Origin of the sequence: Paracraurococcus ruber (genome assembly GCF_004353985.1) — a bacterium.
Taxonomy (GTDB): domain Bacteria; phylum Pseudomonadota; class Alphaproteobacteria; order Acetobacterales; family Acetobacteraceae; genus Paracraurococcus; species Paracraurococcus ruber.
On the sequence record NZ_SMOA01000173.1, the window covers coordinates 1 to 12,297 of the forward strand.

A 12,297-nucleotide genomic window follows, 5' to 3' on the forward strand; every position below is an offset into this window, starting at 1 on the left:
GGGACGCCCGGCCTCCGTCGCGCCGGCCGGTGGGGGAGCGCGTCCCCCGGCGCGGGCGCGGACGCCCTCGCCCCCCAGGTCAGGGAGGCCGGCACCCGTCGCGCCGGGCGGTGGGGCAGCGTCCCCCGGGCGCGGACGCCCTCGCCCCCCGGGCGGGGAGGCCGGCCTCCCCGCCGGGTGGTGGGGGAGCTTGCCCCCGGCGCGGCCCCGGTCGCCCTCGCCTCCGCCCGGCGGCACGCTTCCCGCCCCGCGCCGCCCCGGTATCCTGCCGCGAAAGGCGGCGGGGCACCCGCCGCCAGGGAGCACTCCGCAGCATGCGCCATCACCCGACCCGCCGCGCGGCGCTCGCCCTCGCCGGCGCCGTGCTCGCCGCGCCGCCGCTGCACGCCCAGGGAACCTTGCCGGGAACCTCGCCGGGCACCTCGCCAGGCCCCTGGCCGGAGGCACCCCTGCGCATCATCGTCCCCTTCGCGCCCGGCGGGTCCACCGATGCCGTCGCGCGGCTGGTCGCGCCCGGCCTCGCCCAGCGCCTCGGCCAGCCGGTGGTGGTGGAGAACCGCTCCGGCGCCGCCGGCGCGCTCGGCACCGATGCCGTGGCGAAGGCGCGGCCGGACGGGCTGACCTGGCTGCTGACCTTCGACAGCCATGCGGTCCTGCCGGCGCTGCTGCCCTCCCTGCCCTTCGACCTGCAGCGCGACCTGGCGCCGGTGATGCTGATCGGCGGCGCGCCCTATGTCCTCGCCACCCGGCCGGACCGGCCCTATCGCGGCCTCGGCGACCTGGTCGCGGCGGCCCGGGCGCGGCCGGATGCGCTCTCCTATGGCTCGACCGGCAATGGCACGATCGGCCACCTGACCATGATCCTGCTGCAGGCCCGCGCCGGGGTCAGCCTGCCGCATGTCGCCTATCGCGGCGGCGGCCCGGCGGTGACGGACACGGTCGCCGGCCATCTGGAGGCGATGATCGGCAGCGCCGCGCTGCTGGCGCCGCAGATCGCCGGCGGCACGCTGCGGGCGCTGGCGCAATTCGGCCCGGCCCGGCTGCCGGCCCTGGCCGCGGTGCCGACCGCCGAGGACGCCGGCTTCCCCGGCCTGCTGGCCGAGGCCTGGTGGGGCGTCCTCGCGCCCGCCGGCACGCCCGGGCCGATCATCGGCCGAATGAATGCGGCGCTGCGGGAGACCCTGGGCGAGCCGCGGCTGCGGCAGCAGATGGAGGAGGCGCAGCAGGCCCGCCTCGTCCTCTCCGACCCCGAGGGGCTGCGGGTCTTCCTCGACCGGCAGGTGGCCGTCTGGGGCCGGGTGGTGCGGGAGAACGGCATCCGCGCCGACTGATGCCGGCGCGCAGGGTTGGCGTGGCGGCTGCGCGCCAGACCCCATGATCATATCGGTCAGCATGGATGCTGGCCGGTATGGGCCGGGCCAGCATCCATTCGGGCTGGCCTCGCCGCCCGACCGGCGCGTGGCGGGCGGCCGCGCGCCGGGCGCATCCTGCCGCGCGGCGGGTTCGCCCTGCGGGCGGCTGCCACCCCTTGGCGGGGCCACTGCCCTCAGCCGGCGAAGCGGGCCCGATAGGCACCGGGGCTGGTGCCGAAGCGCCGGCGGAAATGCAGCCGCAGCACGGCGGCCGAGCCGAAGCCGACGGACGCCGCCACATCCTCCAGCGCGCCCTGGCCCTGTTCCAGCAGCTCCCGCGCCCGGTCCAGCCGCTGCCGCAGCAGCCATTCGCCGGGCGGCATCCCGGTGGTCTCGCGGAACCGGCGGATGAAGGTGCGCAGGCTCATCCCCGCCTCCCGCGCCAGGGCCTCCAGCGGCTGCGGCGCGTCCAGCCGCGCCCGCATCCGGTCCAGCAGCGGGCCGAGGCGCACGCCCTCCCGCTCCACCGGCACCGGGCGGGGGATGAACTGCGCCTGCCCGCCTTCCCGGTGCGGCGGCACGACCAGACGGCGGGCGACGCTGTTCGCCGCCGCCGGCCCGAAGTCGCGCCGCACCAGATGCAGGCAGAGATCGATGCCGGCGGCGCTGCCGGCGGCGGTCAGCACGCTGCCCTCATCCACGTAGAGCACGTCCGGCACCAGGGTGATGCCGGGATGCGCCGCCCGCAGCGCATCCAGGTAGCGCCAATGCGTGGTGGCCCGCCGCCCCTCCAGCAGCCCGGCGGCCGCCAGCACGAAGACGCCGGAGCAGAGCGAGAGCACCCGTGCGCCACGGTCATGCGCCGCCCGCAGCGCCGCGGCGATGGCGGGCGGCACCGGTTCGGCCGCGCCGCGCCAGCCGGGGACGAGGATGGTCCCCGCCGCGGCCAGCAGCGCGGCGCCGCCATCCGCCATGACCCGGACCCCGCCCGCGGCGCGCAGCGGCGAAGGCTCCAGCGCCGCGACGGCGAAGCGGTACCAGCCGGGTCCCATCTCCGGCCGCTCCAGCCCGAAGACCTCCACCGCCACGCCGAATTCGAAGGTGCAGAGCCCGTCATAGGCCAGGGCGACGACCAGGCGGTTGGCGGGCGGGTTCGGCATGATCCGCACGGTTGTCGGCATTCCTGCCAGGCGTCAAGCGCCGGCGATGGCGGCAGGATCGCGCCATCCCCGCTGCAGGAGCGCATGATGCCGAGCCCCGTCACCCGGATGCCGCCCGCCCCGCCCGCCCAGGCGGCGGCGCATTTCGCCGCCCGGCTGGCCTTCGAGACCGACTGCGCCGATGTCCATGCCGCGCTGGCGGAGGGCGTGGCGGATTTCGTGCTGGTCGAGGCGCGCGGCCCCGCCGCCTATGCGCGCGGCCATGTGCCGGGCGCGCTGAACCTGCCGCACCGCGAGATCACCGAGGCGCGGCTGGCCGGCTTCCCACCGGAGACGCTGTTCGTCGCCTATTGCGCCGGGCCGCATTGCAATGCGGCGGACCAGGCGGCGCTCAAGCTGGCGCGGCTGGGCCGGCGGGTGAAGGTGATGCCGGGCGGCATCCTAGGCTGGCTGGCCGAGGGCTATCCGCTGGCCGAGGGGGAGGAACCGGGCCGCCCGGCCGCCTGATGCCAGGACCCGTGGAGATCATCCAGGCGCCGTCAGGTGCCGGGCGGCCCCAAGGGACATGGATCCGGGGACATGGATCCGGGGCCTTGGCTCGCCACGGAACGGGCCCCTCGGCATCGCGCCGCGACGCCGATGGGGTCCCGTGGCGGCGGGCGCCGTTCGGCGCCTCGGCCGGGCGCGCCGGCCGCAGATCGTCCCCTGGCGCGGTTGCCGTTCGCCATGGCTCACGGCAACCGCTCTCGTCATGTGAATCTGCGAGCCTCTTCACCCGCTCAGGTGAGTCCACCTGATCGGAATCTGCTCTAACGCCCTCGGCACGACCCGCGACGAGCACCCAGGTCCAGGGGCACCGGCGACGGCCGGCTGCCCCGGCCTGCCCCGGACCGGGCCGCGACCGAGGCCGCGCGGCGCCGGCCGCCCTGCCGCCGTCCAGCGCCGCCGGGGCGTCCCCTGGCCGGTCAGGCCCGGACCGGCGCCGCCCGCCGCTGCGGCCGCAGCCGCCACAGCAGCGCCAGCGCCGGCACGCCCAGCGCCGCCACCCCGGCCCAGACCGCCGGGCGCAGGCCGAAGGCGATGTCCAAGTTCGCTGCCAGGATGCGCCCGGCCGGCAGGTTGGTCGCCAGGGCGTACCAGGCATATTCGATGCCGGCCGCGGCCAGCGCCGTGGCGGGGGCCAGGGCCAGCAGCGCCGGCCAGCGCATCCGCCAGTCCATCGGCAGGGCGCGCCAGAGCAGCAGCCAGGCCAGCAGGCCGGCGGCCAGAACCGCTTCCCACAACTGCGACTTGGATTGCAGGAAGAAGTGGAAGACGCCCAGCGCCGCGATGGGGAAGGCCAGCGCATGCAGCCGCTTCCAGCGCGGGCCAAGGGCGCGGACCCAGCCATCGGTCGAGGTCCAGCCCAGCGCGACCAGCCCCAGCAGCGCGACGCAGCCGATCGCCAGGTAGAAGCGCAGCACGATCTCCGAGGCGACGGCGAGAAGCCGGAAATTCTCGTGCCCGGCATAGAGCGCGAGATGCAGCCCGGCATAGGCCAGCGCGGTGAGGCCGAAGAGGCGGCGCAGGGCCAGGATGCGCGGTTCCGCCAGGATGCGGCCGATGGGCGTCACCGCCAGGGTCAGCAGCAGGATGCGGATGGACCAGAGGCCGATCTCCCGCAGCGCCGCCTTCCAGGGTTCCGGCCCGAGCAGGCCGAGCGCCGCCTCGGCCGCCACCCAGGCGGCGGGCGCCAGCAGCAGGGCGAAGACGGCGGCGCGCAGCACGGAAAGGCGGCCGGCGCGGTCCTCCCAGGGCCAGGTGAAGGGCCGGGGCCGGCCGGCGGGCCGGGGAAAGGCGGTGCGGAACACGGCGGTCATCATGCCGGTCAATTCGTGGGCCTCCGCGCCGCGGTAACCCGGAACGGGGCGGCTCGCGCGCATGTGGGGCATGCCGCCGGCGCGGGGGAGAGGGTCAGGCCCAGCCGCGTTCCCGGATGGCGGCGGCGACCCGCGCCGCCTCGTCCAGCGGCGCCCGCGGGAAGGGCGCCGGCGCGGCGTCCAGCATCCGGGCCTGGCCGGCGGCGACCAGGCTCGCATGCAGCCGGCGATGGCGGGGGCCGAGGCCGCCGGGATCGGCGATGAAGACCGGCGCCGTGGTCGCCAGCGCCTCGGACAGCATGGAGACGCTGTCGCCGGTGACGACGATGGCATCCGCCCAGGCGAGCAGCCCGGCATAGGGGTTGGGGCCGGGATCGCCCCAGCGGTGCAGCCGGTGCGGAATGCCGGCCAGGGACGCGGAGAGGGACGCGGTCGCCGGCGCGCCGGTGCGGCGGCTGGCGGTGGCGATGACGCTGCCGGCGAAGCCCGCCACCCGGGCGCCGAGGGCGGCGGCGAGGGCGGGGTCCATCCCCTCCGCCCGGACCGGCCCGCCGACCAGCAGCGCGACCCGCGGCGCGGGCAGGTCGGCAAGGGCCGACCATGCGGCGCGCGCCTCGGCCAGCCGCGCCGGGGTCATGCGGTGACAGGCGCCGAGGATCGGCATCAGGTTGGCGGCCGGCGCCGGGTCGTCATGCCGCCCGACCACCAGCAGGCCGAATTCCGCGGCGCCGGCGCCCGGGCGCATGCAATGGACGAGGCAGGCGCCGCGCCGCCCCAGCCAGCGCGCGACGGGCACGGAGCGGCGCCCGGCCGAGAGCACGAGGCGCGGCCAGGGGGAGCCGGGCGGCGGCGCGAGGCCCGCGCGCGTGTCCGCGGTCAGCCCCGCCAGCGTCGGCCAGGGCCAGGGCAGCCGCGCCAGCGGGCCCCAGGCCAGCGGAAGGGTCCGGAACGGCACGCCCAGCCGTTCGGCGATGCCCAGCGGCTGCGCGGCGGTCCCGGCCCGCGGGTCGGCCAGGACCCAGATGCCCGCGCCTTCCGTCATGGACGCCCCACCGCGCGGGGGTTACGAGACGCCGACACGTCGATGCTCCGGGATGGGCGCCATGGCCATGCAACACGCTTCCGACTGGGACCGGGACGCCGCGCTGACGACCGCGCGCATCCTGCTGGAGATCAAGGCGGTGAATTTCCGCCCGGAGGAGCCCTACACCTTCACCTCCGGCTGGAAGAGCCCGGTCTATATCGACTGCCGCAAGATCATCTACTTCCCGCGCGCCCGCACCCGCATCTGCGACATGGCGGTGGAGAAGATCGGCCGGCATGTCGGCTACGAGACGATCGAGGTGGTGGCGGGCGGCGAGACCGCCGGCATCCCCTTCGCCGCCTGGATCGCCGAGCGGATGGCCACCCCCATGGCCTATGTCCGAAAGAAGCCCAAGGGCTTCGGCCGCGGCGCCCAGATCGAGGGCGACGTGCCGGAGGGCAAGAACACCCTGCTGGTCGAGGACCTGACCACCGATGGCGGGTCCAAGATCCGCTTCGCCCAGGCGCTGCGCGATGCCGGCGCCACCTGCGACCATACCTTCGTGGTGTTCTACTACGGCGTCTTCCCCGGCAGCTTCGAGACCATGAAGTCCATGGGGCTGAACCTGCACCATCTCTGCACCTGGTGGGACGTGCTGGAGGTCTGCCGCGAGCGTCCCTATTTCGCCGAGGGCGCGCTGAAGGAAGTGCGGAAATTCCTGGAGGACCCGGTGGCCTGGTCGAAATCCCATGGCGGCATCGGGTCGGTCGAGGAAGCGCGGGCGGTGCGGGACGGCAAGGACGCCGGGTGAGGCGAGCAGGGCGGAGAGCGGGATGGCATTGCGGATCACCCTGCCGGACGGAGTGGGGCCCGAGATCGCGGCCCGCGCCGCCGCGCGCGACCTGACGCCGGAAGCCAGGCTCGCGGGTACGCTGCACGACGCGCTCGGCGCCGCATCCCCCCTGCCCGGCATGACGATGGCGGCTTTCGAGGCCTTCATTGCCGAAGGCGAGGCCGATGTCGCCGCGGGGCAGGTGGTGTCGCATGCGGAGGCGATGGCCGACCCCCGGCAGGTCATCGCCGACGCGGGCGCCCGCCGCGGCGAGTGAGGGCGGTCCGCTCCGCGACGGCGGCCCGGCACGATCTGGCCGAGGCGGTCGGGTTCATCGCCCTCGACAATCCGGCAGCCGCGGACCGGCTGGCGGGGCGGATCGACGAGGTGGCGGCAGCGCTGCTGGAGTGCCCGCATCTTCAGCGTCCCCGGGACGCCCTTCCGCGTGATCTACCGCCCGACCCGGCTGGGGATCACCATCCTCCGCATCTGGCACGGAGCCCGTGGATGGCCGCCCGCTTCCTCCTGACCCTCGCCGCCTCGCTTGCCCTTGCCCTGCCCGCCGCCGCCCAGGCGCAGCGCGAGTCGCTGAGCATCGGCATCACCCAGTTCCCCAGTACCTTCCACCCGAATATCGAGAACATGGCGGCGAAGTCCTACGTCCTCGGCTTCGCCCGCCGCCCCGTCACCGCCTATGACGCCGACTGGGCGCTGACCTGCCTGCTCTGCGAGACGCTGCCGACGCTGGAGAACGGCCTGGCCCAGCGGGAGACCACCGCCGACGGCAAGGCGGGCATCCGCGTCACCTACCGCCTCCGCTCCGATGCCCGCTGGGGCGACGGCACGCCGGTCTCGGCCGAGGATCTCCGCTTCGCCTGGGAGGCGGGGCGGGACCCCTCGACCGGCTTCGGCGGGGCGGAGTTCTACCGCTCGGCCTATGAACTCATCGTCGAGGATGCGCGCACCGTCACCTTGCGCTTCGACAAGGTGACCTTCGAATTCGCCTCGCTCGGCGACTTCCAGCCGCTGCCGGCGCATGTCGAGCGGGCGCGCTGGGCGCAGGACCCGAAGACCTATCGCAGCCGCACCGCCTATGACACCGAGACGGCGAACCCCGCCCTCTGGTCCGGCCCCTACCGCATCACCGCGGTGCAGCCCGGCGCCGGCGTGACGCTGGAGCGAAACCCGGCCTGGCAGGGCACCGCGCCGGCCTTCCGCCGCATCCAGGTGCGCACGGTGGAGAACACCGCGGCGCTGGAGGCGCAATTGCTGGCCGGGCAGCTCGACATGGTCGCCGGGGAACTCGGCCTGCCGGTGGAGCAGGCGGCGGCGCTGGAGCGCCGCACCGGCAACCGCTTCCGCGTGTCCTACAAGCCCGGCCTGGTCTACGAACACCTGGCGCTGCGCCTCGACACGCCGATGCTGGCCGATGTGCGGGTGCGGCAGGCGCTGCTGCTGGCCATCGACCGGGCGCAGATCGTCGCCCGGCTGTTCGAAGGGCGGCAGACCGTGGCGCGGACCAGCGTCAACCCGCTGGACCGGATGCACGACCCGGAGGCGCCTTCCTGGCCCTTCGACCCGGCCCGCGCCGCCGCCCTGCTGGAGGAGGCCGGCTGGACCCGCGGACCCGACGGCATCCGCCGCAACGCCGCCGGGGAGCGGTTGTCCTTCGAGCTGATGACCACCGCCGGCAACCGCGCGCGGGAAGCGGTGCAGCAGGTGATCCAGGGCATGTGGCGCCAGGCGGGCGTCGAGGCGCGCATCAGGAACGAGCCGCCGCGCGTGCTGTTCGGCGAGACGCTGTCGAAGCGCCGCTTCCAGGGCGCGGCGCTGTTCGCCTGGATCAGCGCGCCGGAGAGCGTGCCGCGCAGCGTGCTGCATTCGGACGAGATCCCGACCGAGGCGCGCAACTGGTCCGGCCAGAACTACACCGGCTACCGAAACCCGGAGATGGACGCCCTGATCGAGGCCATCCCGGTGGAGCTGGACCGCGAGAAGCGGCGCGCCTTGTGGGCGCGGCTGCAGGCGATCTATGCGGCGGAGCTGCCGGCCCTGCCGCTGTGGTTCCGCGCGGATGCGCATGTCTGGCCGCAATGGCTGGAGAATGTCCGCCCGACCGGCCACCTCAACCCGACCTCGCTCTGGGTGGAGGGGTGGCGGGTCCGGTGACGGGGCCGGCTCCGACCGGTCCGGCCCCATCCGTCGCGCGCTTCCGGCGCCGCCCCTGGGATGCGCCCCTTCGCGGGGACTGAAGGCGCCGCGGGCCGGCGGGTCGCCCTGACCCTCCGGTGTCCCGCGATGCGCCGCATCGCGGGGTTGGAAGGCGCGCCGGGCATCGCGCCGGGTCAGAACCGCGTCGTCAGCGCCACCCGGGCCAGGAAGGGGGCGCCCGGCGTGATGTTGTTGTTGCTGTTCGCCACCGGGTAGTACTTCACGCCGAACAGGTTCTCGAAATTCGCCTGCAGCGCCACGCGCTCCGACAGGTTCCAGAACAGCGCCGCGTCGAAGCGGGTGAAGGCCGGGATGCGCACCGCATTGTCGGTGGCGGCATAGTAGCCGGACTGGTGGATGACGCCGAGCGCGGCGCCATACTGTTCGGTGAAGTTGTAGCGGTTCCAGAGCGAGAGGGTCGTGCCCGGGACGAAGGGCACGTTGTTGCCCTTGCGGATGGTCGCCGACTGGTTGCTGGTGATCTCGGAATTCTGCACCGCCCAGCCGCCCAGCAGGCTCCACTTGTCCGTCACCCGGCCGCGCGCCCCCAGTTCGAAGCCGCGGGTCCGCGTGCCGTCCACCAGCACCAGGCGGGTGATGTCGTTCGGGTCCGTCACCGCCACATTGGTCCGGTCCAGCTCATACAGCGCCGCGGTCAGGGCGAATTCCGGCCGGATGTCCCATTTCGCGCCCACCTCGTAATTGGTGAAGCGCTCCGGCTTCAGCGCCTGGTTGGCCAGGGTGAGCGAGGCCAGCTGTTCCCCCGCCCGCGGCAGGAAGGTGTTGCTGAAGCTGGCATAGAGCGAAAGCGGCGCGACCGGCGACCATACCAGCCCGACGCGCGGGGAGACGGTGTTGTCCGTCACGTCGAAGCGCTGGCCGTTGCGGTTGTTGGTGAAGTCCGTGTTGAAGTGGTCGAAGCGCAGGCCGGCGATCAGCTGCAGCCCGGGCAGGAGCTGCATCTGGTCCTGCAGGTAGAAGGCGGCGGTGGTGGAGACGCCGCTGTTGTTGGCATCCGTCGCGCTCTGGCGGAAGGCGATGGGGACGTTGATGCGGGTGGCGCCGAGCGAGGTGGTGAAGCTGGTCGCATTGGCGCCGACGGTCGGGAAATAGCCGGTGTTGCGGAAATTGTCGGTCTCCTGCCGTCCCAGCTCCATCCCGGCCAGCACCTTGTGGGTGAAGGGCCCGGTGGTCAGGTCGAAGACCAGGTCGGTCTGGTTGATCAGGTTCGTCCGGTGCGTCGCGTTGTTGTAGGCGCTGATGCCCACCGTCCGGCCATTGGCGGCGACCGCGCCGGAGAAGACGTTCTGGTAGAATTTGTCGTAGTCGGCGAAGCGGAAATTGTTCCGCAGCAGCACGCCGTTGTCGAAGCGGTGCTCGACGCCGAGGTTCAGCGCATTCACCTGCGCCTGCACCGGGCTGCGGCCGGGATCGCCGAAGAAGGTGCCGCGCCCGGTCACCAGCGGCCGGCCGCCGAAGGACGGGATGCCGCGGTCGGCCGTCCGCTCGTCGCGGAAATACTCGTAGCTGGCGCGGATGGTGGTGTTGTTGCCGATCCGGAAGGCGAAGGTCGGGTTGATGCCGTAGCGCTTGATGTTGACGCCGTCGCGGTAGCTGTCGCTCTCCTCGTACATGCCCAGCAGGCGGAAGGCGGCGTTCTCGTTGATCGCCTGCCCGACATCGAGGCTGCCGCGCCACAGCCCGTAGGACCCGGCCTGCAGCCGCACCTCCCGCCGCTGCTCCCAGTCCGCCTGCTTGGTGACGCGGTTGATGACGCCGCCGGTGCCGCCGCGGCCGAAGATCATGGCATTGGGGCCGAGCAGCACCTCCACCCGGTCGATGTTGTAGAGGTCGCGGTAGTACTGCACGTCGTCGCGCAGGCCGTCGACGAACAGGTCGGACGTGGTGGACTGGCCGCGCAGCACCGGCGTGTCGCGGTTGCCCTCCCCCTGGGCGTAGCCGGCGCCGGGCACGTAGCGCAGGATGTCGCCGAGGTTCTGCGCCGACAGGTCGCGGATCGCTTCCTGGGTGATGACGGTGACGCTCTGCGGCACGTCGCGCAGCGGCGTGTCGGTCTTGGTGGCGGTGGTGCTGCGCTGCGCGGCATAGCCGGTGGCCGCGGCCGGCGCGGCGTTCACGTCGATCTCCGGCAGGGCGATGGCGCCGCCGGCCGGCGCCGGGGCCGGCGCGGATGATGGCGCCGGGGTCTGGACCGGGGCCTGGGCCTGGGCGGTCCCCGCGGCCAGGGTGCCGGCCGGCAGCGCCAGGGCCAGCAGCAGCGCCCGGCCCGGCCTTGCCCTGCCCTGCCGCCGCGCCCTTCGGTTCATCCGGTCCATGGCCCCAACCCCCTTCTGCAAGTGCGAGTGATTCGCAGTTGCGTGCAAGAAGGAGGCAACCTGTCCGCCCTGGCAAGGGGCTGCGGCGGCGGGATCGGCATTTCAGGCGCCGCGGCGGCGCTTTTCCCTCGCTCGTGATATTGCGAGTCACTCGCAATTGCAGCATAGGCTGGATCCATGCCGCATGCCACCGCCCGCCGCGTCCTCCTCCTCGGCCATCGCTGGCTCGGGCTGGCCCTCGGCCTCGTCCTCGCCCTGCTCGGCGCCAGCGGCGCCGTCCTGTCCTTCCAGCGGGAGATCGAGGCGGCGCGGCACCCGGCCCTGTTCCGCGCCTCCGGCCCCGCCGACCCGGCCATCGGCTTCGCCGCCGTGCAGCGCGCCGCCGAGGCCGCCGGCCACCAGGCCGGCGCCATCCGCCCGCCGGATGCCGCCTGGCCGGTCTGGGTCGTCTCGCCGCCGCGCGGCGCCCGTGACGCGCGAAGCGTGACCCTCGACCCCGCCAGCGGCGCCGTCCTCGGCACCTGGGATGCCCGCAGCGGTCCCGTCGCCTTCGCCCGCGACCTGCACGAGAACCTGCTGCTGCGGGAGCAGGGCGGGCGCCAGGCGGTGGGCTGGCTCGGCGTGCTGACGCTCCTGTTCTGCGGCACCGGCCTCTGGCTGTGGTGGCCGCGTCGCGGCGGCTTCGGCCGCGCCCTGGTCACGCTGCGGCGCCGGCCGGCGCTGCTGCTCAACCTCGACCTGCATCGCCTGGCCGGCGCCTGGCTGGCCGTGGTGCTGGCGGTGGTCGCCCTCTCCGGCGTGGCGATCGTGTTTCCCGGCTGGTTCCGCCCGCTGCTCGGGATCGCCGAGCCGGCGCCGCCGCCCCGCCCCGCGCCCGGCGCGGCCCGCGGCATCCCGGCCGGCGGCCCGGATGCCGATGCCATCGCCGCCGCGGCGCTGGCGCACCGGCCGGGCCAGGTGGTGACCGGCGTCTCGCCGCCCGGCCGCGTCGGCCCGGCCTGGACCGTCACCCTGCGCCCCGCCGGCAGCGATCCGGAGGTGCGGGGCCGGACCTTCCTCAGCCTCGACCCCGCATCCGGCGCCGTGCTGGCCGAACGCGGCCCCGCCACCCGCAGCCTGGCGGAAGATGCGCTCGCGCTGCAGCGCTGGCTGCATGGCGGCGCCCTGCTCGGCTGGCCCGGGCGGATCCTGGTCTTCCTCTCGGGCCTTGCCATGCCGCTGCTCTTCGCCACCGGCCTCGCCGCCTGGTTGCTCCGCCGCCGCAACCGCCAGCGCACCCGTCTCGCCGCCCTGCCCGGAGAACCCGCATGACCCAGGCCGCCCCGGATCTCTCGCCCCTCGCCCTCGTCCTGCAGGCCGATCCGGTCGTGCAGGGGGTGATGGCGCTGCTGCTGCTCGCCTCCCTCGCCTGCTGGGCCATCATCCTGGAGAAGGCCGTGCTGCTGCGCCGCCTGGGGCGGGAGGCGCGGCTGCTGGCCGCCCAGGCCGCCGGGCCGGACGGCACGCCGCCCGGCGCCGGGCTG

10 protein-coding genes and 1 pseudogene are annotated in these 12,297 nt (G+C 74.5%); 7 read left to right on the top strand and 4 right to left on the bottom strand.

Annotation, left to right across the window (positions count from 1 at the left end; genetic code table 11):
• The first annotated feature begins 314 nt into the window (after positions 1-314).
• Entirely contained in the window at positions 315-1,331 is a 1,017-nt protein-coding gene (locus E2C05_RS22485) for a tripartite tricarboxylate transporter substrate binding protein (protein ID WP_133221888.1), read from the top strand.
• A 215-nt stretch (positions 1,332-1,546) separates the two neighbouring features.
• On the opposite strand, the gene ftrA is transcribed toward E2C05_RS22485, so the two are convergent.
• Positions 1,547-2,512, bottom strand: coding sequence for a transcriptional regulator FtrA (gene ftrA / locus E2C05_RS22490; protein ID WP_133221897.1), 966 nt, complete (start codon positions 2,510-2,512; stop codon positions 1,547-1,549).
• An 87-nt stretch (positions 2,513-2,599) separates the two neighbouring features.
• Here ftrA and E2C05_RS22495 point away from each other — a divergent pair, with 87 nt between their 5' ends.
• Positions 2,600-3,019 carry a rhodanese-like domain-containing protein gene (locus tag E2C05_RS22495; protein WP_133221889.1) on the top strand — a complete coding sequence of 140 codons (420 nt, stop codon included), beginning with the start codon at positions 2,600-2,602 and terminating at the stop codon, positions 3,017-3,019.
• A 458-nt stretch (positions 3,020-3,477) separates the two neighbouring features.
• Here E2C05_RS22495 and E2C05_RS22500 read toward each other — a convergent pair whose 3' ends face one another.
• Both E2C05_RS22500 and E2C05_RS22505 read right to left on the bottom strand, forming a co-directional pair.
• The gene (locus tag E2C05_RS22500) at positions 3,478-4,374 is read right to left on the bottom strand and encodes a protein-methionine-sulfoxide reductase heme-binding subunit MsrQ (RefSeq protein ID WP_240046833.1); all 897 of its coding nucleotides are present in this window, start codon (positions 4,372-4,374) and stop codon (positions 3,478-3,480) included.
• A gap of 91 nt (positions 4,375-4,465) precedes the next feature.
• Positions 4,466-5,413, bottom strand: coding sequence for a mitochondrial fission ELM1 family protein (locus E2C05_RS22505; RefSeq protein ID WP_133221891.1), 948 nt, complete (start codon positions 5,411-5,413; stop codon positions 4,466-4,468).
• A 61-nt stretch (positions 5,414-5,474) separates the two neighbouring features.
• Here E2C05_RS22505 and E2C05_RS22510 point away from each other — a divergent pair, with 61 nt between their 5' ends.
• From E2C05_RS22510 to E2C05_RS22520, 3 genes are all read left to right on the top strand, one after another.
• On the top strand, positions 5,475-6,206 hold the full coding sequence (locus E2C05_RS22510; RefSeq protein WP_133221892.1) for an orotate phosphoribosyltransferase: 732 nt from the start codon (positions 5,475-5,477) through the stop codon (positions 6,204-6,206).
• A 22-nt stretch (positions 6,207-6,228) separates the two neighbouring features.
• Positions 6,229-6,504: a hypothetical protein gene (locus E2C05_RS22515; RefSeq protein ID WP_133221893.1), complete on the top strand. Its 276-nt coding sequence runs from the start codon at positions 6,229-6,231 to the stop codon at positions 6,502-6,504.
• A 230-nt stretch (positions 6,505-6,734) separates the two neighbouring features.
• On the top strand, positions 6,735-8,396 hold the full coding sequence (locus E2C05_RS22520) for a peptide ABC transporter substrate-binding protein (protein WP_133221894.1): 1,662 nt from the start codon (positions 6,735-6,737) through the stop codon (positions 8,394-8,396).
• Between the two features lie 176 nt (positions 8,397-8,572).
• Here the strand turns inward: E2C05_RS22520 and E2C05_RS22525 are convergent, their stop codons facing one another.
• Complete coding sequence (locus E2C05_RS22525; RefSeq protein ID WP_133221895.1) at positions 8,573-10,774, bottom strand: TonB-dependent receptor; 2,202 nt, start codon at positions 10,772-10,774, stop codon at positions 8,573-8,575.
• A 177-nt stretch (positions 10,775-10,951) separates the two neighbouring features.
• Between E2C05_RS22525 and E2C05_RS22530 the strand changes: the two genes are divergently transcribed.
• Together E2C05_RS22530 and E2C05_RS22535 are read left to right on the top strand one after the other, a co-directional pair.
• Entirely contained in the window at positions 10,952-12,085 is a 1,134-nt protein-coding gene (locus E2C05_RS22530) for a PepSY-associated TM helix domain-containing protein (protein ID WP_133221896.1), read from the top strand.
• Positions 12,082-12,297: pseudogene (locus tag E2C05_RS22535) on the top strand (hypothetical protein); the annotation flags it as partial. The gene E2C05_RS22530 and the pseudogene E2C05_RS22535, both read left to right, overlap by 4 nt.